Genomic DNA, 21,323 nt, shown 5'->3' on the forward strand with positions numbered 1-21,323 from the left:
TCCGGGGCGATCGCGGCAAGGGGACGGCCCTTTGAACGTGGAGAGACGCCCGCCGGCCACACACGACCGAGACGCGACCGAGCTTCATGCGCCGTCGCCGAACCGGGATCAGTCGTTGACGAGCCGATAGATGCCGTAGACGGCGAGTCCCACGAGCAGTACACAAATGCACCAGCCCGGCCCGTCCAGGTTCCCAAGCTCGCCGAATAGCGTTTTTGCGATGTCGTCAAGCATCGTGCAATCTTACTGCCGCAACGATTCTCGATCAAATCCACATAAGACTGCATGCGTGAGGACGGCGGCTCCGGTCGTCGCGGGTGGACGAGCGGAACCGATCCAGCGGCCGCACCGACGGCTAATCGGCGTCCATCGGTGGCTTCGTGACGAGCAGGTAGGCCTGCCGAGTCTTCTCGAAGCCCTCGGGTTCGCGCTCGTGCCGCGAATGGACGCGGAATCCGGCGTCCGTCAGCTGTCGCACCGTCGCCTCGACGGGCACGCGGTACACGTCGAGGGCGAGGTCATGGCCGTAGGCGTGTTCGAGCCGCACTCGTTCGTCGCCGATCTGGAAGGCCATCAGGAGCGAAGCACCTGGGGCGAACGCACGATGGAACCGCGCGAAGACCGCGCTTCGATCTGCGGGTGGAATGTGGATGATCGAATACCAGGCGACGATCCCGGCGAGCGTTCCCTCGTCGACGGCCAGCTCGGTCATCGATCCGATGTCGAACCGCAAGCCGGGATACGAGGTGCGGGCGACCTCGATCATCGCGGGCGACAGGTCGACGCCGAATGCGTCGAGACCGAGGCCCGCGAGGTGCGCGGTGACCCTGCCGGGGCCGCAGCCGATGTCGGCGACGGTGCCATTCGCGTCGACGAGTTCGGCGAACGTCGCCAGCAGCGCCCGGTCGAGGGGCTTGGCGTCGAGTTCGTCGCGCAGAAAGGCCGCGTAGTCGACGGCGACGGTGTCGTAGGCGACGCGCGTCGGCGACAGGTAAGCGGATTCGGTCATCGAGCGAGCCTACGCCGCCAACAAGATCAATCACTATGGACTATCAACGGATGGGCGACGTAGGAACGCGGTGTCGGGAGCAGGTCTGCGCGTGTGGCCGGAGTGTCCCGGCCACACGCGTTCGATCAGTGTCTGGCCAGGTCGGCGGCGCCGATGATCCCTGCCTGTCGGCCCATCTGGGCGGCCGTGATGACGGCGGTGGGCAGCTGGGCGCGAGCGCCGAGCGCGGCCGTGAATCGTTCGCGGGTGGGTGCCAACAGGAGCTCTCCGGCCTTGATGACGCCTCCGCCGACGATGATGACGTCGGGGTCGAGGAACTGCGCCATGTCGGCCATGGCCTCGCCCAGGTAGCCGCCGATCTCGACGAAGGCGGCGACGGCGGCGGGTTCACCGGCTTCGGCGGCCTGCGTGACGAGCGGGCCGTCGATGGCCTCGACGTCACCGCCGGTGGCCTTGAGCATGAACTCGGCGGCGTCCCGGTCGGCGGCGGCGGTCTCGCGGGCGTACCGGACGAGGGCGTTGCCGCTGGCGTACTGCTCCAGGCAGCCGTGACGTCCGCAGCCGCATTCGCGGCCGCCCGGAACGGCGAGCCCGTGGCCGAACTCGGCGGCGACTCCGTGGGAACCTCGGACGAGGTGGCCATTCCAGATGATGCCGCCGCCGATGCCGGTGCCGACGGTGAACAGGATGGCGCTGGCGGCCTCGCGCGCGGCGCCGAACTGGAACTCGGCCCAGGCGGCGACGTTGGCGTCGTTCTCGACGACGACGGGGAGATCGAGCCGCTCGGTGAGGGCGTCGCGCAGCGGTTCGTCCCGCCATGCGAGATTCGGGGCGAACTGGACGGTGGAGCGGTCGGAGTCGATCCAACCGGCCGCGCCGATGCCGACGGCGGTCACCTCGTGCTTGGCGCGGAGTTCGGTGACGACGTCGGCGACGACGTCGCGGATCGCCGCCGGGTCGGACGCCGGGGTGGATCTCAGGGTGGAGGCGAGCACGACGCCGGAGCCGTCGACGACTCCCCCGGCGACCTTGGTGCCGCCGATGTCGATTCCGATGGTGAGGGTCACGCCGTGCCCTCCACGCGCCGCTTCAACTGTTTGAGGGCCGAATCCATGATGATGCGCTCTGCTTTCCGTTTGAACATGCCAAGCATGGGGATACTCAAGTCGACGGCGAGAGTGTAGGTGACCGTCGAGGTGCCGTCGCCATTGTCGGCAATGTCGTAGGAGCCGACCTGGGCTTTCTGCACCGAGGACGCCCGATCCAGGGTCCAGCTGATTCGGCTCAGGTCGGGCGCGTATTCATACCGCAGGGAATAGGAGTCCTTGAATACTCCCGCGTCAAGGGTGAACTCGACGAGGTGCGCGTATCCATCCTCGTATTCCTCGATGATCTCGATTGACTTGACATCGCTGATCCACTCTGGATAACGCTCGAAATCCGCGATGACTTCGGCGATGTCCACGACCGGAGCGGTGATGACTATGGATTGAGTCGACGAGTCCGCCATGATCGCAGACCCTACCCCGCGTCGACCGAATCGGCGCATTCGAGTTGGTCTTTCAGGCTCCACAGCGCCGCCTGCGCACGCGCCCGCGCACGACGACGGTGCCACTTGACGGCGAGGTCGGGCCACGGACGCCGAGGGTCGACCCGGACGAACGCGCGAGCCAGACACGAGTCGTCGGAGAGACGTTTGAGCCATACTTCACAGGTACCGGTGAAACGGGCGTCGTCCAGTGCCCACCGGACGCCCTCGCTCCCCCGTTCCTCCGACACGACGCAGTTCCACAATGGCCAAATTTCGACGCCGAAGGCCGGGTCGCCGACACGCATGGCCGCCTCCTCGGCGACTACGTGCAGGTACGTATCGATAATGAGATCAACTTGTGGCACGTCCGTATCATGCCCTGCCCTATGCAAGGATCCGTTCACACCGGTAGCGTTTCCGTACACAAGTCCACATCACGGAAGTTTCACGCTCATTACGTCGGCGTGAAAGAAGTCAATGGAGCCAGCCGTGCGCGAATATTCCGTACCAGCCGTGGTCACCGTGCCCGATGACCACAACACCACCACGATCTTGTGGGAAAACGCCGACAACCACCCCGACTCTGTGGTGTACGCGATTCCCGAGGGTGACGACTGGCGAGATGTCACGCTCCAGCAGTTCCGCGACGAGGTCATCGCCGTCGCGAAGGGGCTCGCCGCGGCCGGAATCAAGCCGGGCGACCGGGTCGGTTTGATGTCGCGGACCCGCTACGAGTGGACGCTCCTGGACTACGCGATCTGGAGCGCGGGGTGCGTCGTCGTCCCGATCTATGAGACGTCGTCGGCCGACCAGGCACAGTGGATTCTGTCTGACTCGGGGGCGGTCGCGTGCTTCACCGAGGCGCCCAGGCACACGGAGATCGTGGACTCGGTCAAGGATCAGCTGCCCGAGCTGACCAAGGTCTGGGAGATCGACGCCGGCTGCGTCGCCGAGCTGAGCGAAGCCGGCAAGGAGAGCGACGCCGACGTCGACGCGCTGCGCGCCCATCACACCGCCGAGGGCCTCGCGACGATCATCTACACGTCCGGAACGACGGGCCGCCCGAAGGGCTGCACCCTGACGCACCGGAACCTGCTGGCGGACATCGGGAACACGCTTCCCGGTCTGCACACGCTGTTCCACCCCGGCGCGACGACGCTGCTGTTCCTGCCCCTGGCGCACACGCTCGCCCGGATCATCCAGATCGGCGCCCTTCAGGCTCGCGTGCGAATCGGGCACGTGCCCGACACGAAGGCCATCGCGGCGTTGATGCCCGACTTCAAGCCGACGTTCCTGCTGGCCGTTCCGCGCGTGTTCGAGAAGGTGTACAACAGCGCCGAGCAGAAGGCGATCGACGGCGGCGGACTGAAGAAGTCCATCTTCTACAAGGCCGTGCAGACGGCGATCGACTACTCGAAGTCGCTCGACACCGGCGGCCCCGGTTTCGGCCTGAAGCTCAAGCACGGCCTGTTCGACAAACTCGTCTACTCGAAGCTGCGGGCCGCGCTCGGCGGTCGCTGCAAGTCGGCGGTCTCCGGCGGCGCTCCGCTCGGTGAGCGTCTGGCGCACTTCTACCGGGGCGTCGGCGTGACGATCTACGAGGGCTACGGCCTGACGGAGACGTCGCCGGTCGTGTCGATCAACCTGGAGACGGCGCTGCGGATCGGGTCGATCGGTCGGCCGATCCCGTCGACGACGGTGAAGATCGCCGACGACGGCGAACTGCTCATCAAGGGCCCCCAGGTGTTCAAGGGCTACTGGAACAACGAGGACGCGACGAAGGAGGCCTTCGACGCGGACGGTTGGTTCAAGTCGGGCGACATCGCGAAACTCGACGCCGACGGCTTCGTCACGATCACCGGTCGCAGCAAGGAGATCATCGTCACCGCGGGCGGCAAGAACGTCGCCCCGGCTCCGATGGAGGACAAAATCCGGTCGCACCCGCTGGTGGGCCAGGTGCTCGTCGTCGGTGACCAGAAGCCGTTCATCGGCGCGCTCATCGCCCTCGACCCGGAGGCGCTGCCCGGCTGGCTGGAGCGGCACGAACTCCCCGCCGACACGCAGATCTCGACGCTCGTGGACAACGCCGAGGTGCTGGAACAGCTTCAGGACGCCGTCAACGCCGCGAACAAGACCGTCTCGAACGCCGAGGCGATCAAGAAGTTCCGCGTCCTGTCCGCCGCGTTGACGGAGGAGACCGGTGAGGTGACTCCGAAACAGAGCGTCCGACGCAACGTAGTGTTGGCGAAGTATGCCGACGATTTCGAGGCGCTCTATTCGTCGTGATCGGCGCCCGGCGATGGGGAGGACATGAGGTACCTGCTGTGGGTCAAACAACGCTGGATGTGGCCGGCGTTGGGGCTGCAACTGGGAGCGTTCCTGTTGGTCCTGTTCGCCGGGCTGATCCGGCAAGGCCCTGTGGCACTGCTGTGGTGCGGGCTGTTGGCGATCGCGTCGCTGCCGGTCATCCTCGCCACTACCCATCCCATCGCGGGACGGGTCGGTAGGTTCGCCGAGGTCACCGTCGTCGTCGTGGGTTGCCTCGCGGCGGACTACAACAACTGGCTGCTGCCGTTCATCATCGTTCCGGTGGGCGGCGCGGCCATCTTCGGAGGTCTTCGCGGCGAACGAGTTCGCGCCGCTCCGCCGCACAGCCTGGTGGAACGGTACCCGGGCGCGATCGAAGCGATCGTCCTGTACATGTCGGCGGCGGTCACTTTCGGTGCCGCGTCCTGGGTGACGGCCGGTTTCGACTCGCAGCGTTACCTCGCGGGCATGGTGACGGCGCTCGGCCTCGGCACCATCGCGCTGATCGTCGGCCACTGGCTGCGGCAGCTCCTCCACACCGAAGTCCCGATGGCGTCCAGGCCGTACGCGGAGGCGACGGCGCTGCTCACCCAGCTGCGCGCGGTCGCCCGACAATTGCCGGGCGGGACGCTCGACCCCGGCGGAATCGCGGCGGACATCCTCGAACAGGTACGCGACAGCGTGTCCGCCGAGCGGGCGGCCGTCCTCGCCGCCGGAGGCGGTGACCGGCTCGTCGTCCTCGCCCAGTCGGCGGCCGACCGTGTCGACTGGGAGACATCGCTTCCGGCGAACACGCTCCTGGCGGACTCGTGGGCCGGCCAGCAACCGCACACCGGCTCGTCGTCCCTGTCTCGATCGCACACTGGTGAGGTGTCCGCGCTCGTCGTGCCACTGGTGGCGGACCGACGCACGGTCGGTCTCGTCCTCGCCGAAACCGACGAGCAGGGCGCGTACCCGCCCGAGGTCGTCGACCAGGTCGCCGAGAAACTGTCGGGCACGTCGCTGCGTCTCGAGACGGCGCTCCTGTTCGACGAGGTCCGTTCGCTGGCGACCGCCGAGGAGCGGCAACGCCTCGCCAGGGAGATCCACGACGGCATCGCCCAGGAGCTGGCGATGCTCGGCTACGGCATCGACCACGCGCTCGCCCAACTGCCCGACGACGCCGAGGACTCCCAGTCCCAGCTTCAGGAGCTGCGCGACGAGGTGACCCGCCTCGTCACGGAACTGCGACTGTCGCTGTTCGAACTCCGCAGCGAGGTCGACCGGCACGGCGGTCTGACGACCGCGATCGCCGACTACGCCCGCACCGTCGGTTCGTCCGCCGGGCTGCGTGTTCACCTGTCGCTGGACGAGGGCGGCGCCCGGTTGCCCGCCGCCACGGAGGCCGAACTTCTCCGGATCGCCCAGGAGGCGATCAACAACGCACGCAAGCACGCCCGCGCCGAGAACCTTTGGGTCACCTGCGAAGTCGACCCGCCGTACGCGCGTGTCGAGGTCGCCGACGACGGCAAGGGACTGGCCAAGGACGCGGGTGACGGCAGGTACGGGTTGACGATCATGTCCGAGCGCGCCGAACGCATCAGGGGTTCATTGGAAATAAGGCCACGTCAACCGCAAGGGACAACCGTCGCGGTGCTGCTAGCGCCCTCAGCGCGGCCAGGTAGCGTGTCCTCGGAAACTGCAAGGGAGTAATAGATATGAATAGCCCTACGAGGAACGAATCATCGACGACGGTGCTCATTGTCGACGACCACGACCTGATCCGCAAGGGTCTGCGGCACGCGTTCAGCCGTGACCCGCAGTTCGAGGTCGTCGCCGAGGCGAGCACGGCGGGGGACGGCCTGCGCAAGGCCGCCGCATTGCAGCCGAACGTCGTGATCATGGACCTGCGTTTGCCCGACGGGTCGGGGCTTGAAGCGACGCGGAAGCTGCGCAAGGCGCACCCGTCGATGGGGATCGTCGTATTGACCATGTACGCCGGAGACGACCAGTTGTTCGGGGCCTTGGAAGCCGGGGCGAGCGCGTTCGTTCCGAAGAGCGCTCCGTCCGACGACGTCGTGTCGGCGGCGCGGCACGCGGCCACGACTCCCAACGCGTTCACCGCCGCGGATCTCGCGGAGGCCATGAAGCGTCGTCTGACGCCGACCGGCCCGCAATTGTCCCCGCGCGAGGCCCAGGTGCTGAAGCTGTTGGCGGACGGGATGAGCGTCGCCGGTATCGCGAAGCAGCTGTACGTGTCGGAGTCGACGGCGAAGACGCACATCTCGAAGTTGTACGAGAAGCTGGGGGCGGGGAACCGGGCTCAGGCGTTGATGACGGCATTGAAGCTGGGGCTGTTGGAGGCCCCCGATTCGCCCAAGTTCTAACCGAACGACACGATCGCACCCGGTGACAGACATGGTCACCGGGTGCGATCGTGTCCGGGTGAAGTTTCCGGCGGTCAGCCGTCGAGTAGAACCGCGAGCCGGTCGGCGCAGCGGTCCCACGTCCAGTCCCGGAGCATCCATTCCCGACCCGCCGTGCCAAGCGCGTCGGCGTGGGCGCGGTCGGTGAGGAGTCGGGACGTGAGCGCGGCGATCCGGTCGACGTCCCGGCCGTCCACCAGGTAGCCGGTTTCGTTGTGCCGCACGGCGTCCGGGGCGCCGCCAGAGTCGCCCACGATGATCGGTAGGCCGGTCGCGGAGGCTTCGAGGAACACGATGCCGAGCCCTTCGACGTCGAGACCGCCGCGCCGGGTGCGACACGGCATCGCGAACACGTCACCGGCGGCGTAGTGCGCCGGCAGGTCGGCGTCGTCGACGGCACCCGCGAACGCGACGTCGGGGCCGAGACCGGCGCGGGCGACCCGGCGCCGGAGCACCGTCTCGGCGGGGCCGCCTCCCACGAACAGCAGTGCCGCGTCCGGGACGCGGCGGTGGATGAGCGGCAACGCGTCGATGAGCCGGTCCTGGCCCTTCCTGGAGACGAGACGGGAGACGCACACGATCGTCGGTCGTCCCGTCAGACCGTGGCGGCGGCGGACCGCCGTGCCGTCGGCGTCCGGATGGAATCGGTCGGTGTCGATGCCGAATGTGAGCTGTTCGAGCCGGGTCAGGCCGCCGATGACGGGGCGGAACCGGTCGGCGAAGTACTCGGCGAGGTAGGTGACGACGTCGAGGTCGGCGGCCATGCGCCGGAGTGCCTGGCGGGCACCGGGAAGGGCCGCCCACCCGGCTTCGTGGCCGTGGGTGAGCGCGACGGCGCGGCGGACGGGCGTGCGTCGTTTGAGTTCCCGCGCCAGCAGCCCGAGTGGGGCGGCGGCGCCGAACAGGACCGTGTCGCAGTCGTGGTCGACGGCGATCCGACGGGCCTGTCTGGCGGCGTCGGGGGTCGGTAGCAGCATCGTCGTGTCGGCGCGGACAACGGGGAACGGCTGGGCGGTGTCGAACGCGACGGCGCCGGAGCTCGTCGACGTGTAGACGACGAGGTGGTCGACCTTCAGGCGCGTCGCCATCCCGTGCACGAAGGATTGGATGCCGCCTTGACGAGGAGGGAAGTCGTTCGTGACGAGCAGGACGCGCGTCACCAGGGGAAGCCCTCCGCCAGGGCGATCCGTTGCGCCGTCGTCGGGTGCGAGCCGAAGTACCAGTGCAACCACACTGGTGGGTCTACATCAGACAAATTGGTCTCCGCGAGGGTCGTCTGCATCCGGATGAACGTGTCCGGATCGCCGGTCAGTTCGAGCGCGTGCTCGTCGGCGCGCAGCTCGATCGACCGCGACACGATGTTCTGTATCGGGGTCGCCACCAGACCTACCACGGCGAACACCGCGAGCAGCAACGCCACGCCGCGCGGCGACGTGATCGTGTCGATGCCAAGGCGGCGCAGGAAACCGGTCGCTGTGCCGAGTAGCGCCAGTAGGCACACTCCGGCGGCGGCGCCGAGCGCGCCGAGGGCCGTCCCGATCCACACGTCGCCGTTCTTGGCGTGCCCGAGTTCGTGGGCGACGACGGAGACGACCTCGTCGTCCGGTTTGGTCAGGAGCGTGTCGTAGACGACGATGCGACGGGTCGGGCCGAGCCCGGACACATAGGCGTTGACGGCGTTGGTGCGGCGGGAGGCGTCGGCCACGAGGACATCGCCGACGGGCACGCCGTCACGTTCGGCCATCTCCAACAGTTCCGTCTTGAGTGGCCCGTCGTCGAGAGAGCTGAAGGAGTTGAAGACCGGCTCGATCAGGATCGGGTACACGGCCGATCCGAGCATGACGAGGACGGCGGCACCACCTGCGGCCCAGGCCCACCACTGCTGAGGTGAGAGTCGTGTCAACCCGTAGAACGCGGCGAGGATCAGCGCGCCGACGACGATCGTGACGGCGTAGGACCGCGCGACGTCGGCGATCCAGCCTCCCCAACCCTGCGTTGACATTCCATATCGGACGAGAATGGTGTGGCGCCACGCCGACAGCGGCAGGGTCACCGCCTGCGAGATGATCATGATCGCCAGCCCGCCGAGCACGGCCTCCGCGAGCCAGTGGCCGCCGAACACTCGACCGCAGGCCGCGACGATCGTCGCCCCGATCGGGGTCAATCCGAGCACCAGGGCCACGACCAGACCGATCCCCATCGACAGGTAGCTGCCGGGCCGGGTGGCCGCCGCGAAGGCCTTACCGGCGGCGACGACCTCGGGTGGCAGTTTCGCGACGGCCGCGAGTTGGGCGGCGCGGCTCGGCGTCGCAGGCGGGCCCCACGGCACGAGGATCGCGGCCACCACGGCCAGCAGACCGAACACGACGAGGAGGGTGACGAAGGCCGGGTTTCGAAAGACGGTTCCCACGCCCGTATTGTCGCCGGTCGCGGCGCGCGGTATCGCGGGTGGGCCGACGTCTACGCCCGCGTCGGTGGCAGACTTGGGACATGTCGGCTTCGAGATCACCACACGCGGGCGCCCACCGTGGCGTTCTCGCACTCGCGTGGTCGCGAACGGCGGACCCGACATGAGCGACGTCCCTGGCGATTCGCCCGCCACCGAGGACCTGGAGCCGACGACGCTCCCGGAGTCGGTCTGGCTGAAACTCGTCCCGCTCGCGGCGACGGTCCTGCCCGCCGTGCGCCCCGACGACCTGCCGCGCTCGCTGCGCCGTTTCGCGCGGTTCACGCCCGCCCGTCGAGCGAAACTCGCCGCACCGGCGCTGCGCACCGAACTCATCGGGGATCCCCTGTTCCGGCAACGGATCGCGGACCTGCTCCAACGCTCCGACCTGCCTCTGCCCGCGACGGTGTCCGACACCGGTACCGACACGAACGACGACCCGGCCGAGGCCGCGGCCGTCGCGTTCCTGCTGCGCCCGGACGGCTGGACGGACCTGATCGACGTGGCGCGCGACGCCGAGTCCCATCAACGCGAGGAACAGGACTCGAACGCTCTGGTCGACGAGGCCCAGCGCCGGGCGACCGCCGCCGAACACGATCGGGCCGTCGCCGAACGCGAGGCCGAGAAGCTGCGCACCGAACTCGCCGAGCTGCGGTCCGAAATAGAACAGCTGCGTCGTCAGCATCGCGCGGCGCTCGCCGAGACCCGCGCCGTCAAGCAACGCGAACGCAAGGCCAGCGACATGCTGTCGGCGGAGCGCGGTCGGCTGCGGCAGGCGGAGACGACGCACTCCGAGGAGACCCGACAGCTCCAGTCCCAGTTGGACGAGATGAGCACCGCCCTGGAACGGGCCCGGCGCGGGGCTCGGGACGCGCGATCCCTGCACGAGGCCCGGTTGTGGCTGCTCCTGGAGACGATCTCGGGCGCCGCCACGGGCCTGCGTCGGGAGTTGGCACTCGATCCGGCGGAACGCTCACCCGCCGATATCGTCGCCGACGCCGAAGGCCTCACCGACGAGGGCGAGGCGACTCGACGCGCCCGGACGCGCGCGCTCGACGCCGACGACCCGGCGAGGCTCGACGAACTGCTCACGATGCCGCGAGCGCACCTGATCATCGACGGTTACAACGTCACGATCGGCGGGTACGGCGGGTTGACGTTGGAACAACAACGGCAGCGCCTCGTGAACCATGTCGCGGGCCTACGGGCACAGTCCGGGGCCGAAGTGACGGTCGTCTTCGACGGCGCGGACGTCACGGCGAGCCGGAAGCAGCAGACGAAGGGCGTGCGGGTCCTGTTCAGCCGCAAGGGCAGGACCGCCGACGAGTTGATCCGGGAGCTCGTCCGCAACGAACCGCCAGGACGGCCGCTCATCGTCGTGTCCTCCGACAAGGAGGTCGCGGACGGGACGCGACGGCTCGGCGCGTACCCGTTGCCGTCGTCGGCGCTGCTGCGCAAGATCGAACGCCGTGACTAGAGGTCGTCTCGGGTCGCGTGAGGCGAGTGGCCGGGCGTCATTCGGCGAGGCGGTTCCAACGTGCTGATGTCGGCCATGTCTTCCGGCGTGCCTGAGCACGGCGGGGGCTTCGTCAACGCGGCCGATGGCCCTCGCACCGCGTCAACGGTTCGACCATGAACACCGCGACGCCGCCGTAGCCGACCTGCCGGGTGACGAGAGAGCCTCTAGAGTCTGTCGACTCCACTCGCTCGACCGGCTCTGGAACTGGACCGCCTGCCCGATAACTCGCGCCGTTTCACCCGCTCGTCGCGACGACTCGGTGGTCATCGGAATAGCCCGAGCGTGCTCGGCGTTATGCCGGAAGACACATCGGGGGTGATTGTCTATGACTGGCATAGTCCTACTGGTTTTCACCGGTGTTGCTTTGATCACGCTGATCTACCTGGCGTCGAAGACGTTCTTCTCGCGCCAGCACTGACGCAGCGGCCGTACGGCCCCGGTCACGGGGCCGGTCTGGCGGTGCCCGGATGAACGAGGCGTCGCCGAGGTTACAGGGGCAGACGTGGCGCCAGGCGCGTCATGTCGTCGGGCTGCACCGTGTCCGTCGCGACGCGGTTGAACGACTCCGCTCCGCACTCCAGGCACCGGAAACGGATCTGGAGGCCCTTGCCGGGTTTGTGGCGCAGCTCGACCGGTTCCATGACGCCGCCGCAGTCGGCCGCGCGATCGCCCGGCATCTCGTCGACGTGCCGAGAATGCAGACAGAACGGGCAGTGGTTGCGATAGCTGCCGTTCGTCAATGCCTTCACGGCCTCACCGCAATGGGCGCACACGAAGCCGGTGTTCTCGTTACGGCGGCTCATGGTCGTGACTCCTCGAACGTCGACGGGGCACGCCAACTCTAGGTCGCGCCACCGCCGACGGGCAAGTGGGCCGAACGCATCACTCGGCGTCGCGGCCCGCGACCGTCTCAGCGTGCGGTCCGGCTCCACTCGGGGTCGCGACCGAGGGACCCGAGCAGACGATCGAAGTCCGACGCGTCCGCGGGGACGGGCACGGCCTCCGCGAACATGCCGCTGCCTCCCCGCATCGGTGCGAGCGTCTCGCTCAGCGCCGCGACGGCCTCCGTCAATTCGGCGGGCACTACCAACGGAACATCGAGCGCACGCGCCAGGTCCCAACCATGAATGGTCAGATCGAACGGCGGCAGTTGAGCGGCGACCTCGCGCGGCAACATCGTCGACGGGTGGGACATCGCGTCCTCCGCCATCCAGGCGTGCCGCAGCGCGTCGACCCGGGTCGCGAAATCGGTCCGCCACTCCCCCGTCAACCAATCGTGGGTGCCGCCGAAGTCCATCGGTTCACCGCGTGCGGACTTCTCGAACTCCGTGACGACCGCGAACAGGTGCCCCAACAGGTCGCGCACCGTGAACTCGGTGCACGGCGTCGGGTCCGCGAGTTGGTCGTCCCGGACGGCCGCGACGATCGGAACCGTGAGCGTCGCCGCCTGTTCGTACATATCGGACAGTTTCAGCATGGGGTCTCCTCTTCCTCGACGGCGAACATACGCCCGACGGCCCGACCCGGCTTGAAGAAACGCGCCAATCCCGGGAGGCTCGATGTCACACGCGAGAGCTATAACGGCGTCGTGACCACCATCGACACCGGACCCCGCAGCGACAACCGTGGCATCCTGTTCGCGGAGCGGATGCGGCGCGCCGTCGACTTCCGGCGGGTCGCGGTGGCCCCACCGCTGACCCCCGTCGTCGAGCACTGTTGGCTCGCCGATTGGGACTTGACGGAACCGATCGAACAGAAGGTCGTCGCGCACCCGTGCGTCAATCTCGTGTGGCAGAACGACCATCGACCGCGCGCCCACGGTCCGAGCCGGACGCTCACCCGGCGTCCCCTGTCCGGGCGGGGCCGCGTTCTCGGTGTCCAGTTCCGGCCCGGCGGATTCGCCGGGGTCGCGCCGGGACACACGCTCGTCGACACGTCGATCTCCGCCGCGGAGCTCTTCGACGGAGACGACCTCGCCGCCGCCACGTCCGTCATCGACAGCGAGGCGTCCGATGAGGACCGAGTCGCGGCGGTTCAGGAGCTCCTGGAGCGGGCGATGCCGTCCGCCGTGGACGACGCGGTCGCTCGGACGATGGCACTCGCGCACCGCTGCCGCACCGATCGGTCGATCCTGCGCGTCGACGATCTCGCGACCGCCGGTCGAGTGTCGGCTCGCACCGCGCAACGACTCTTCGCGACCCACATCGGCCTCTCTCCTAAGTGGGTGATCCGGCGGTACCGGGCGATCGAGGCGATCGAACACGCCGACGGCGCGGTGAACTGGTCGGCGTTGGCGGCTCGGCTCGGCTACGCGGACCAGGCCCACCTGATCCGGGAGTTTGGCGCCGCGACCGGCTTCTCCCCCACCGGGTACGTCGCCCGGCTCGACGAGACAGCTTCGTTCACCCGAGATCGTTGAGGGCGTCGAGGATGCCCCGATGGAACGTCGGGTAGGCGTAGATCATCTGCCGCAGCGTCGAGATCGGGACACGAGCGTGAACGGCCACCACGAGTGCGCTCAGCACCTCGCCGCCCCACGGACCGACGGATGTGGCGCCGATCAGGACATCCTCGTCCGCGTCGACGACGAGTTTGATCAGGCCCTCGTTTCCGGCCTTGTGGACCCAACCGCGCGTCGTGGTCGGCACCGAAGCCGTACCGGTGTGGACGTTGCGCCCCTCGTCGCGCGCCTCGCGCTCGGTCATGCCCACACTGCCGACCTCGGGATCGGTGAACGTCACCCGAGGCACCGCGTGGTACGTGGCGCGGGGACCGTCCTCACCGAGGATGTCGGGAACGGCGATTCCCGCTTGATACATCGCCATGTGGGTGAAGGCGCCCTTGCCGGTGACGTCGCCGATCGCCCACAGTCGTTCGCCCGCACGCATTCGGTCGTCGACCGGGACGCTCAGGGCCTTCGGGTCGAGACCGACGGAGGCGACGCCGATCGGCCCGAGCGACGGCCTCCGACCGACGCTGACGAGCAGACGTTCGGCGGCGAGTTCCCGACCGTCGTCCAAGGCGATCACGAAGCCGTCGTCATACGTCACCCGGGCCGCCGCCGCGCCGTGCACGAGATCGATCCCGGCCCTGCCCAACAGGTCCGCGATCAGCGCCGACGTCTCGGGCTCCTCCTGCGCCAGCATCCGATCCCGTGCCTCGACAATGGTCACCCCGACACCGAAGCGAGCGAGTGCCTGCGCCATCTCGACACCGATCGCGCCGCCGCCGAGGACGAGCAGCGAATCCGGGAGTTCCTTGGCCGCCAACAGATCGCGATTAGTCCAGTAGGGGGTGTCGGAGAGGCCGGGTATCGGCGGCACGACGGGGGCGCCCCCGGTGGCGAGAACGACGCCACGGGTGGCGGTGTAGGTCGTGTCGTCGACTTCGACGATGCCTGGACCGGCGAGTCGACCTCGGCCCCGAACGAGCCGTACCCCCTTGCCGATCAGCCGTTCGACGGCGATCGTGTCGTCCCAGTCGTCAGTGGCGTCGTCGCGAATGCGCTCCGCCACCGGTGTCCAATCAGGAATAGCATGCGCTCGGCCGGCGATGCCGTCGATTCGCGCGGTCTCCGCCAAGAGGTTCGCCGCGCGGATCGCCATTTTACTGGGAACACAGCCCCAATATGGACATTCGCCGCCCACCAATTCCGGTTCGATTCCCACGACATCGAGACCAGCCTGGGCGAGTCGGCCCGCCGTTTCCTCGCCACCGACGCCGAGACCCACGACTACGACGTCGGCTTTCTCCTGACTCATCTGCGTCCCCATTCCGCTCACATTCCCACTTGCACAGTCACAAGAACGCTACAACAGAACGACTCGCGGAATTGTCGGCGAGGCGACAGCAGGTATCGATGCCAATAGAAGTGACGGACGGAAATATCCGCCGCGAGGAGCGCGCACCGTCGTTATGCGCCGACCATTGTGATCGGAGTGCGAGAGCATAGTGGCCAACACGGCACGCTTCTCGATCCGACGTGTCGCATCGAATCCGAAATCAACGGTCCGCGAGCGCCACGGCGACGGCGAGTTGCAGATCGGCGTCGTCGGTCGTGTCGGCGCCGAACGCCCAGACGGTGTTCTCCAGCGCGCGTAGAAATGCCCAGTCCGCGACACGGTCGGGGTCGACGTCGAGCCAGCGGGCGGTGCGCTCGATCGCGAGCCGGGCCTGCCGAACCGTCGGGTCGGTCTCCACCTGGATCGCGGTGAGGTACCCGGCGTCGAAGGCGCGCTCGCCGAGGAGCGGCTTCGGGTCGATGAGGAGCCAGGGTTCACGGCCGGCGGCGACGATGTTCCCGAGGTGGGTGTCCCGGTTGACGACCCCGATCTGTCCATCCGGTGTGGACATTCTGGCGCAGGCCCCTTCGCCGAGGTCGAGAAGCCGCGACGGAATCGCCCCGGCGGGCGCGGCGGCGGCCAGTTTCGGGATGTCGTCGCCCCACTGCGCGACGAGGTCCGTCACGAGCGGAAACGCCGGGTAGCCGTCCACGACGTCGGACGACACCCTCCACAGGCGCCGATAGAGCTCGCAACCGAGGCGCACCTCGTCGGCGTGTTCGGGACGACCCTCCCGATGCGGCCCATCGCCTTGGACGACGAGCGGGCCGCCGGGAATCGCGGCCTCCATCAGGATCGCCCCGCTGACGGGGTCGAAGTCGTACAGCCGGACGGCTCCATCGCCGTCGTACAAGCGCAGGGCGGTCGCCTCCGCGAGATTCTCCTCGTCCACGATCGGCAGCTTCAAGACGGCGGGGGAACCATCGGCCTGAGAGACCGGCGCCACGTAGGAATGGGTGCCTCCGTCGAGCGCGCTCCCGGTGACGGTGAGACCCCACGCTTCGCAGCGTGCCGCGATCGTCGCGGGCAAGGCGTCGATCCATTCCCGACCGCGGTCACCGAAGTACGTGTCAATGGTGGTGATCACGAATGGCGGCAGCAATGGCATGACCCCAGTATCACGAACGGCCTGATCGTGGGCGATTCGGGCTGTGCGCCAGGGCTACCCTTCAGCCATGAGGCTGACGGAGTTGTCACGGGAACGGCGGGAACAGTGGGAAAGCGGGTGGCGTGAGCGGCCCGGCTGGCGGGAACCGGCGCGGAGGGGCGTGTTCGTTGAATGGAAGGCATGGGGAGTCGAGGTCGACGGGAGAGACGTCGGCACCGTCGCGGTCGGCTTCTCGCCGTCCGATCTGCCGATGGGCGTGTTCATCGACGACATCCACATTGAACCGAACGAACGGGGCAGGGGCTACGGGCGCGCGGCGCGCGAACTGGTGACGCGATGGGCACTCGAACGCGAGGCGACCCAGATACGGGTGATGACGGAACCGACGAACGAGGCCTTGACCCGGCTCTTCGCCGACTACGACGTGGCCTCACGGCACAAGCGGCTGACGGTCCGCGCGGAGGACGGCGGGCCGGATGACGCGATCGCTCCGATGACTCCCAAGGAGTACCCGCGTTGGCTGGGTCTCATGATCGACGACTTCGCGACGAGCCTCGCCACCCGCGACGGCGTCTCGATGGATCAGGCCCTGGCCCAGGCCGACGAGCTGATCAAGGTGATGCTGCCAGACGAGGCGGCGACGAGCGGAAACGAACTCTGGACCTTGGCGGTCGACGGCGAACCGGCGGCGTACCTGTGGCTGCACCCGAGACCGGACGTCGACGAGGTGTACGTCCAAGACGTCGTGGTGGAGGAGAAGCTGCGCGGGCGGGGCCTCGGCCGCCGCGTCATGCGTCGCGCCGCCACCAGCGCGTTGACACTCGGACTGTCGTCGGTGCGGCTGCATGTGTTCGCGCACAACACCACCGCGAACGCGTTGTACGACCGGATGGGCTATCGGACGGTGACGGAGTACCGATCGGCGTCACTGACGTAACGCGGCCAGGATTCGAAGGCGGGACGGGATGACCTACCGGTTGATCAGCTTCACGACCGATTACGGGACGCGGGACGGGTTCGTCGCCGCGTGCCACGGCACCATGCTGTGGAGTGCCCCGCATGTATCCATTTTGGATGTGACGCATGAGATCCCTCCGGGTGACGTGCGAGGAGGAGCTCTCGTGCTCGCTCAGACCGTCCCGTATCTGCCGGAATCGATCCACGTCGCCGTCGTCGATCCGGGCGTGGGCACGAACAGACGGGCGATCGCGATCGAGGCACCACGCGGTGTCCTCATCGGACCCGACAACGGGCTGTTGCCGTGGGCGGCGGACGCGCTCGGTGGCGTGGACCGGGCCGTGGAGTTGACGGAGTCCCGCTGGCACCGTGAACCGGTGTCACGGACCTTCCACGGTCGGGACGTCTTCGGACCCGTCGCGGCGGCCGTGGCGACGGGGACCGCGCTGACGTCGCTCGGAGGTCCGATCGACCCGGGCGATCTGGTGCGGCTGCCCGATCCCCTGCTGTCCATCACCGCCAACGGATTGACGGCCGAGGTCATCGCGATCGACAGGTTCGGAAACGTCCAGACGGCGGCACCGGGGTCCGCAGCGACGGGACTGGCGCAGCGGCTTCTCGTCAATGGGACGGCGGCGAAGTCCGGGGAGACGTTCGGCTCGGTCGAGACTGGGAAACTCGTGGTCCTCGTCGACTCGGCGGATCGCGTCACGATCGCACGCAACGGAGGATCGGCGGCGGAGTCGCTCGACGTGCGTATCGGCGACATGGTCCGACTGACGGCCGCCGACTAGGGGCAGGTCTCGAATGTGCTCGTCGCCGGCGCGACACTGCCGTCGGGCGACCCAAAATCGCATGCGATCCTCGCCCAGTCATGTTGGGATCAATCGATATGAATGATCATTTCCTCAATGAAGCCGACTTGATGGACAGGATGGAACGGAACCTGGCGGAACATGCCTGTCACCTGCACCGGAGCATGACCGGTGCCACCGTCACAGATGCTGGGGACCTCCTGGTCGCGGACAGCGGCCTAGACGACGACACTTTCAACATCGTTGCCGCGGCCCGCTTCACCGCCGCCGACGCTACAACGCGGATCACCGAGACCACTCGGACGCTGGCTCGCACTGGCCGTCGCTTCTCCTGGTGGGTGGGGCCCGCCTCGACACCAGTGGACCTCACCGCCCGCCTGACGGCGGCCGGTCTGCCGGCGTCCGAACGCGAGACGGCGATGTGTGCCGAGCTGGACGACACCCTGCCACCTCCCGCCGCCGAGGGACTGGACATCCAGGAGGTGGGCACGCCCGAACAGCTCGTCGACTACGCCACGGTTCTCGCCGCGAACTGGGACCCGCCCGCCGACACCGTCCGCCGCTTCTTCGCCCAGGCCGCCCCGCAGGCACTGGCCACACACTGCCCGGCCCGGTACCTGGTCGGCTACGCGAAGAACCGTCCGGTCTGCTCCGCAGAAGTGTTTCACCACGCGGGAGTCGCCGGCATCTACAACATCTCCACTCTGGCCGCCCACCGCCGACGTGGGCACGGCGGCGCCATCACGCTCGCGGCACTCCGCACGGCCCGCGACCGAGATCACCGCATCGCGGTCCTGCAGGCGTCAGCCGACGGCGAGCCCGTCTACCGCCGCCTGGGGTTCCGCTCCTGTGGCCAGTTCACCGAACACACCATCAACCCCTGAACCGCCCGGCCTCCACTGGCCGCCGCCCGCCCTTCCTGACGGTGCTACTCGTTGATGACCACTACGGGGACAGTGGCGCCGTTACGAACCGCGAACTTGTCGCATCTCGAGGTCACAGCACAGTTCACTTTGAGGCGATCAATGCCGCGCTAGACGGCATGCCGGGGCCCCGTAGTCCTCGGCGTCGAAGCTGGGCGGTCGGCCACCACGCGAGCCGGCTTCTCCCGGTTGTGGATCCTGGCCAACCTTGTCGCGGGACGGTGCAGCGGAGGCCCCACGTCCGTGCAGAAGGCGCGGTTCTCTCGGGACGCATAGGCCTTGTCGGCGCGGACCGGCCGGGCCGGGTCCACGGACGCCCGGACTCAGGCGGGTGACATGGCCCAGTCTTCAAACGGGTTCGAACTGAGGCGAGTCGCCGCGCTGTCCGGCACCGATCCCGATAGACGTGGGCTTCTGCCCCTGTTCGAGAGCCAGGCGCAGCTCGGTGGTGAATCCGCCGCAAGACCTTCCTAGCCCATGATCCCTGGCCTGGCGGCCGACTCGTCCGGGACGAAGGCGCTTCCGCGAACCGGTGTCGCCAAACTTCAGGGATGCCGAGGCACGACAGCGCAATGCCGACGACGAGGAGGCGGCGCCTGCTGACCGCGACGAGACCTTCCACGGACGGGATCGTCTCGTATGGACTCGCGGGGGTCAGCCCGGCGAACGGTGCTGGCGCATCTCCGCGATCGCGTCGGCGAAGCCGCGCAATCTCATGGTCGCGTCGTCGAGCTGGGTCATCGTCAGATCCGCGCCCGAGTGGCCGGAGCCGGTGAGAGCGCTGTGCTGGCCCAGCACCTCCGCGCACGCCGCCACGAGTTCCTCGTAGGCGGAGACGCCGGCGTTGAACTGATCGACCATCGCCGCGTGCGACTCCTCCAGAGCGGATCGACGGTGCGGCGGTGTCACGTCCAGAGTCTGTTCCATCCCGCGGATGCGCTCCGCGAGCGACTTGAGCTCCCGGGCCGCTCCGTGTGCCTGTTCGACGGTCTCCCGGGCGTGCTCGGGCAGTTGGGGTTCGATCTGGTCCAGAGCCGCCGCGCAGTCGGCGAGCCTCGAATAGCCGGGCCCGGCGGCGGAACGCCGGAACTGGGCGCCGAGTCGACCCTTTCGGAACTTCCCCGCCAACTGACCGGCGACGGCGTGCGCCTCCATCGTCAACGCGCCCACACCGACCTCGTTGAGCCGCTGCTGGTCCTGTGGCGAGGCTTTCGCGAGGGCACGGTAGTCCGACCAGCGGAACGCCGCGAAGATCGCGGAGGCGCCGAACAGGCCCGTCCAGACCGCGTCGACCGCGGTGAGGCCGCCGAGCGGGACCGCGACGGCGGAGACGCCGCCGAACAGGCCCGCGAGGACGCTCCACCTCCGCGCCGCGCGCTTCCGCGAACGGAGACGCTTCAGGTGAGTGGGCACACCGCTGAACAACCTCATGACTTCTCCCTCTCCGACCAGGGCACGACGTGTCGTCGACGCATCGACTCGTTCATGTCACCTCGCGTTTCGAATAGGGCGACGGCCCGGCGATGAGCCGGGCCGTGCCGTGGTCGGTGTGCGGCGGGTCGTCAGCCCGTCGCGGAGTCCTTGTCCTTGCCGAGGCTGGCGCGGATCTCGTCCAAACGGGAGACGCTGGCGCCGTCGGTCGACGAGCCGATCGCCTTGTCCTGGGAGCCGAGCTTCTCGCCGGAGAGGCTCGCCCGGATCTGTTCCAAACGCGACGATCCGGCCATGTCGATGGTGGACTTCTGGACCTCCATCATGCGACCCTCGACCGAGTTGCTGGCGAGGTCGGCGCGGCCCATCGCGGTGGCGTAACGGCGTTCGATCTTGTCTCGGATCTCATCCATGTTGGGCACATTGCCGGGGGCTGCCAGCTGTGACATGGACTCCAACGAGGTGGCGATCGTCTCCTGCATCTTCGCCTGTTCCAACTGGCTGAGCAGTTTCGTCCGCTCGGCGAGCTTCTGCTGAAGCATCATCGAGTTGTTCTCGACGGCCTGACGGGCCTGCTCGGCGGCGTTGATCGCCTGGTCGTGGAGGGTCTTCAGGTCCTCCATCGACTGCTCGGCCGACACCAGCTGCGCCGCGAACGACTGCGCGGAGTTCTCGAACTCCCCCGCCTTCTTCTCGTCGCCTTCGGCACGTGCCTTGTCCGCGAGGACGAGCGCCTGCCGGGCCGACGCCTGAAGCTTCTCGACCTCCGACATCGTCCGGGACAGCTTCATCTCCAGCTGGCGCTGATTGCCAATGACGGCGGCGGCCTGTGACACGAGCGCCTGGTGTTGCCGCTGTGACTCCTCGATCGCCTGCTGAATCTGGATCTTCGGATCGGCGTGCTCATCGATCTTGGCGCCGAACAGCGCCATCAGGTACTTCCAACCCTTGACGAAGGGATTGGCCATTGGTGCGATCCTTCCAGTGTCTTCAGCGGTTCAATCAACCAAGTCTATGGTGCCGGGCAACA

21 protein-coding genes are annotated in these 21,323 nt (G+C 68.0%); 8 read left to right on the forward strand and 13 right to left on the reverse strand.

Features of this window, described 5'->3' with window-relative positions; translation table 11 throughout:
• Nucleotides 1–108: 108 nt before the first annotated feature.
• The 5 genes from ACM9NP_RS06735 to ACM9NP_RS06755 all read right to left on the reverse strand — a co-directional run bounded on the left by ACM9NP_RS06735 (nucleotide 109) and on the right by ACM9NP_RS06755 (nucleotide 2,905).
• Nucleotides 109–234 (reverse strand): hypothetical protein, encoded by a 126-nt coding sequence (locus tag ACM9NP_RS06735; RefSeq protein ID WP_415645728.1) that lies wholly within the window; start codon nucleotides 232–234, stop codon nucleotides 109–111.
• Nucleotides 235–355: 121 nt separating this feature from the next.
• A complete protein-coding gene (locus ACM9NP_RS06740; protein ID WP_415645729.1) occupies nucleotides 356–1,009 on the reverse strand; it encodes a class I SAM-dependent methyltransferase in 654 nt (217 codons plus the stop codon).
• A 125-nt stretch (nucleotides 1,010–1,134) separates the two neighbouring features.
• Nucleotides 1,135–2,076 (reverse strand): ROK family glucokinase, encoded by a 942-nt coding sequence (locus ACM9NP_RS06745; RefSeq protein ID WP_415645730.1) that lies wholly within the window; start codon nucleotides 2,074–2,076, stop codon nucleotides 1,135–1,137.
• Nucleotides 2,073–2,519, reverse strand: coding sequence for an SRPBCC family protein (locus ACM9NP_RS06750; protein ID WP_415645731.1), 447 nt, complete (start codon nucleotides 2,517–2,519; stop codon nucleotides 2,073–2,075). The genes ACM9NP_RS06745 and ACM9NP_RS06750 overlap by 4 nt, the downstream gene beginning before the upstream one ends.
• Nucleotides 2,520–2,530: 11 nt before the next feature.
• The gene (locus tag ACM9NP_RS06755) at nucleotides 2,531–2,905 is read right to left on the reverse strand and encodes a hypothetical protein (protein WP_415645732.1); all 375 of its coding nucleotides are present in this window, start codon (nucleotides 2,903–2,905) and stop codon (nucleotides 2,531–2,533) included.
• Between the two features lie 124 nt (nucleotides 2,906–3,029).
• Here ACM9NP_RS06755 and ACM9NP_RS06760 point away from each other — a divergent pair, with 124 nt between their 5' ends.
• Genes ACM9NP_RS06760 through ACM9NP_RS06770 form a run of 3 tightly spaced genes read left to right on the forward strand, consistent with a single transcriptional unit; the run spans nucleotide 3,030 to nucleotide 7,213 of the window.
• Entirely contained in the window at nucleotides 3,030–4,826 is a 1,797-nt protein-coding gene (locus tag ACM9NP_RS06760; protein ID WP_415645733.1) for an AMP-dependent synthetase/ligase, read from the forward strand.
• Between the two features lie 57 nt (nucleotides 4,827–4,883).
• Nucleotides 4,884–6,539 (forward strand): sensor histidine kinase, encoded by a 1,656-nt coding sequence (locus ACM9NP_RS06765; RefSeq protein ID WP_415645788.1) that lies wholly within the window; start codon nucleotides 4,884–4,886, stop codon nucleotides 6,537–6,539.
• Nucleotides 6,540–6,544: 5 nt separating this feature from the next.
• Nucleotides 6,545–7,213 carry a response regulator transcription factor gene (locus ACM9NP_RS06770; protein ID WP_415645734.1) on the forward strand — a complete coding sequence of 223 codons (669 nt, stop codon included), beginning with the start codon at nucleotides 6,545–6,547 and terminating at the stop codon, nucleotides 7,211–7,213.
• Nucleotides 7,214–7,287: 74 nt separating this feature from the next.
• Here ACM9NP_RS06770 and ACM9NP_RS06775 read toward each other — a convergent pair whose 3' ends face one another.
• Together ACM9NP_RS06775 and ACM9NP_RS06780 are read right to left on the reverse strand one after the other, a co-directional pair.
• Nucleotides 7,288–8,412 carry a glycosyltransferase family 4 protein gene (locus ACM9NP_RS06775; RefSeq protein ID WP_415645735.1) on the reverse strand — a complete coding sequence of 375 codons (1,125 nt, stop codon included), beginning with the start codon at nucleotides 8,410–8,412 and terminating at the stop codon, nucleotides 7,288–7,290.
• Nucleotides 8,409–9,662, reverse strand: coding sequence for a M48 family metallopeptidase (locus ACM9NP_RS06780; RefSeq protein ID WP_415645736.1), 1,254 nt, complete (start codon nucleotides 9,660–9,662; stop codon nucleotides 8,409–8,411). Before ACM9NP_RS06780 ends, ACM9NP_RS06775 begins: the two co-directional genes overlap by 4 nt.
• Before the next feature lie 160 nt (nucleotides 9,663–9,822).
• Between ACM9NP_RS06780 and ACM9NP_RS06785 the strand changes: the two genes are divergently transcribed.
• Complete coding sequence (locus tag ACM9NP_RS06785; protein ID WP_415645737.1) at nucleotides 9,823–11,175, forward strand: NYN domain-containing protein; 1,353 nt, start codon at nucleotides 9,823–9,825, stop codon at nucleotides 11,173–11,175.
• Between the two features lie 530 nt (nucleotides 11,176–11,705).
• On the opposite strand, the gene ACM9NP_RS06790 is transcribed toward ACM9NP_RS06785, so the two are convergent.
• Nucleotides 11,706–12,020 carry an RNHCP domain-containing protein gene (locus ACM9NP_RS06790; protein WP_415645738.1) on the reverse strand — a complete coding sequence of 105 codons (315 nt, stop codon included), beginning with the start codon at nucleotides 12,018–12,020 and terminating at the stop codon, nucleotides 11,706–11,708.
• Between the two features lie 107 nt (nucleotides 12,021–12,127).
• The gene (locus ACM9NP_RS06795) at nucleotides 12,128–12,694 is read right to left on the reverse strand and encodes a TIGR03086 family metal-binding protein (RefSeq protein ID WP_415645739.1); all 567 of its coding nucleotides are present in this window, start codon (nucleotides 12,692–12,694) and stop codon (nucleotides 12,128–12,130) included.
• 111 nt (nucleotides 12,695–12,805) lie between these two features.
• Between ACM9NP_RS06795 and ACM9NP_RS06800 the strand changes: the two genes are divergently transcribed.
• Nucleotides 12,806–13,636, forward strand: coding sequence for a DUF6597 domain-containing transcriptional factor (locus tag ACM9NP_RS06800; protein WP_415645740.1), 831 nt, complete (start codon nucleotides 12,806–12,808; stop codon nucleotides 13,634–13,636).
• Here the strand turns inward: ACM9NP_RS06800 and ACM9NP_RS06805 are convergent.
• Nucleotides 13,620–14,978 (reverse strand): dihydrolipoyl dehydrogenase family protein, encoded by a 1,359-nt coding sequence (locus ACM9NP_RS06805; RefSeq protein ID WP_415645741.1) that lies wholly within the window; start codon nucleotides 14,976–14,978, stop codon nucleotides 13,620–13,622. The genes ACM9NP_RS06800 and ACM9NP_RS06805 overlap by 17 nt on opposite strands.
• Before the next feature lie 241 nt (nucleotides 14,979–15,219).
• Nucleotides 15,220–16,167, reverse strand: coding sequence for an aminoglycoside phosphotransferase family protein (locus ACM9NP_RS06810; RefSeq protein ID WP_415645742.1), 948 nt, complete (start codon nucleotides 16,165–16,167; stop codon nucleotides 15,220–15,222).
• Between the two features lie 67 nt (nucleotides 16,168–16,234).
• Between ACM9NP_RS06810 and ACM9NP_RS06815 the strand changes: the two genes are divergently transcribed.
• From ACM9NP_RS06815 to ACM9NP_RS06825, 3 genes are all read left to right on the forward strand, one after another.
• Nucleotides 16,235–17,104, forward strand: a complete 870-nt coding sequence (locus ACM9NP_RS06815) for a GNAT family N-acetyltransferase (protein ID WP_415645743.1) — start codon at nucleotides 16,235–16,237, stop codon at nucleotides 17,102–17,104.
• A 28-nt stretch (nucleotides 17,105–17,132) separates the two neighbouring features.
• Complete coding sequence (locus tag ACM9NP_RS06820; protein WP_415645744.1) at nucleotides 17,133–17,918, forward strand: SAM hydrolase/SAM-dependent halogenase family protein; 786 nt, start codon at nucleotides 17,133–17,135, stop codon at nucleotides 17,916–17,918.
• Between the two features lie 140 nt (nucleotides 17,919–18,058).
• On the forward strand, nucleotides 18,059–18,823 hold the full coding sequence (locus ACM9NP_RS06825; RefSeq protein ID WP_415645790.1) for a GNAT family N-acetyltransferase: 765 nt from the start codon (nucleotides 18,059–18,061) through the stop codon (nucleotides 18,821–18,823).
• A 693-nt stretch (nucleotides 18,824–19,516) separates the two neighbouring features.
• On the opposite strand, the gene pspM is transcribed toward ACM9NP_RS06825, so the two are convergent.
• Both pspM and ACM9NP_RS06835 read right to left on the reverse strand, forming a co-directional pair.
• On the reverse strand, nucleotides 19,517–20,293 hold the full coding sequence (gene pspM / locus ACM9NP_RS06830) for a phage shock envelope stress response protein PspM (protein ID WP_415645745.1): 777 nt from the start codon (nucleotides 20,291–20,293) through the stop codon (nucleotides 19,517–19,519).
• 131 nt (nucleotides 20,294–20,424) lie between these two features.
• On the reverse strand, nucleotides 20,425–21,261 hold the full coding sequence (locus ACM9NP_RS06835) for a PspA/IM30 family protein (RefSeq protein WP_415645746.1): 837 nt from the start codon (nucleotides 21,259–21,261) through the stop codon (nucleotides 20,425–20,427).
• Between the last annotated feature and the right edge of the window lie 62 nt (nucleotides 21,262–21,323).

Source organism: Stackebrandtia soli (assembly GCF_965137155.1).
Taxonomy (GTDB): Bacteria; Actinomycetota; Actinomycetes; order Mycobacteriales; family Micromonosporaceae; genus Stackebrandtia; species Stackebrandtia soli.

Excerpts from the sequence above, each read along its gene's own strand:
- ACM9NP_RS06835 (WP_415645746.1), bottom strand. The coding sequence starts at position 21,261 with ATGGCCAATCCCTTCGTCAAGGGTTGGAAGTACCTGATGGCGCTGTTC.
- ACM9NP_RS06805 (WP_415645741.1), bottom strand. The coding sequence starts at position 14,978 with ATGAGTCAGGAGAAAGCCGACGTCGTAGTCGTGGGTCTCGGCGTCGGT.
- ACM9NP_RS06735 (WP_415645728.1), bottom strand. The coding sequence starts at position 234 with ATGCTTGACGACATCGCAAAAACGCTATTCGGCGAGCTTGGGAACCTG.
- pspM (WP_415645745.1), bottom strand. The coding sequence starts at position 20,293 with ATGAGGTTGTTCAGCGGTGTGCCCACTCACCTGAAGCGTCTCCGTTCG.
- ACM9NP_RS06750 (WP_415645731.1), bottom strand. The coding sequence starts at position 2,519 with ATGGCGGACTCGTCGACTCAATCCATAGTCATCACCGCTCCGGTCGTG.
- ACM9NP_RS06825 (WP_415645790.1), top strand. The coding sequence starts at position 18,059 with ATGGAACGGAACCTGGCGGAACATGCCTGTCACCTGCACCGGAGCATG.
- ACM9NP_RS06795 (WP_415645739.1), bottom strand. The coding sequence starts at position 12,694 with ATGCTGAAACTGTCCGATATGTACGAACAGGCGGCGACGCTCACGGTT.
- ACM9NP_RS06790 (WP_415645738.1), bottom strand. The coding sequence starts at position 12,020 with ATGAGCCGCCGTAACGAGAACACCGGCTTCGTGTGCGCCCATTGCGGT.
- ACM9NP_RS06820 (WP_415645744.1), top strand. The coding sequence starts at position 17,133 with ATGACCTACCGGTTGATCAGCTTCACGACCGATTACGGGACGCGGGAC.
- ACM9NP_RS06815 (WP_415645743.1), top strand. The coding sequence starts at position 16,235 with ATGAGGCTGACGGAGTTGTCACGGGAACGGCGGGAACAGTGGGAAAGC.
- ACM9NP_RS06810 (WP_415645742.1), bottom strand. The coding sequence starts at position 16,167 with ATGCCATTGCTGCCGCCATTCGTGATCACCACCATTGACACGTACTTC.
- ACM9NP_RS06785 (WP_415645737.1), top strand. The coding sequence starts at position 9,823 with ATGAGCGACGTCCCTGGCGATTCGCCCGCCACCGAGGACCTGGAGCCG.
- ACM9NP_RS06770 (WP_415645734.1), top strand. The coding sequence starts at position 6,545 with ATGAATAGCCCTACGAGGAACGAATCATCGACGACGGTGCTCATTGTC.
- ACM9NP_RS06740 (WP_415645729.1), bottom strand. The coding sequence starts at position 1,009 with ATGACCGAATCCGCTTACCTGTCGCCGACGCGCGTCGCCTACGACACC.
- ACM9NP_RS06765 (WP_415645788.1), top strand. The coding sequence starts at position 4,884 with ATGTGGCCGGCGTTGGGGCTGCAACTGGGAGCGTTCCTGTTGGTCCTG.